The following is a 554-nucleotide window of genomic DNA, read 5'->3' as shown; positions in this document are numbered from 1 at the left end:
GGCAGCCGTTTCGTCTTCAGCAGAGGCTTTTGCCTTTGGCAGAAGCAGGGCAATGCCACGGAGACTTTTATCTGCAGCGAAGTCTAGGGCAAGAAGCTCCTGCCGGGACCAGTATTTCAGCGCCCGCAGAATATCCCTTTCTGTACAGAGCAGGTGGTCGGCCATCTGTTCCAACGTGAAAGAAACCGGAGTAGTGGACAGCGCCCGTAAAAGATAAATGTAAACCTTTACAAACTCACCATTGGCCTCCGGCATGTAGTCATCTATAAAAATATTGGACAGAAGCGTAACCTCTGACTGGGAGGGCTTCTGCAGTGTAATCATGCTCATGAACGATCTCCCGCTTTCTGAATCTTTTAAGTCACCTGCATTATAGCACAAGATTTTTCAAATGAGAATAGGGTATTTTACGGGGAAATCTTTCCACATAAAAATGTGGATAATGTGGATAATGTGGACAACGAATTTTCTCGAATATTTGCCACAAATCTCGGAAACCGCGTATTTTGTTGCTTTTTCATTAAAAATAGATAAAATTGATGTAGAAGAATGTC

1 pseudogene is annotated in these 554 nt (G+C 43.7%); it reads right to left on the bottom strand.

The features are described from left to right. Positions 1 to 330, bottom strand: a pseudogene (locus tag QVP40_RS10960) (DnaD domain protein); the annotation flags it as partial. Between the last annotated feature and the right edge of the window lie 224 nt (positions 331 to 554).

The sequence above is a fragment of the Blautia sp. CAG:257 genome (assembly GCF_000433815.1).
GTDB classification, from domain to species: domain Bacteria; phylum Bacillota; class Clostridia; order Lachnospirales; family Lachnospiraceae; genus Blautia_A; species Blautia_A caecimuris.
Note: the sequence above shows the minus strand (reverse complement) of the source record. Positions and strands in the feature narration are given on the sequence as shown.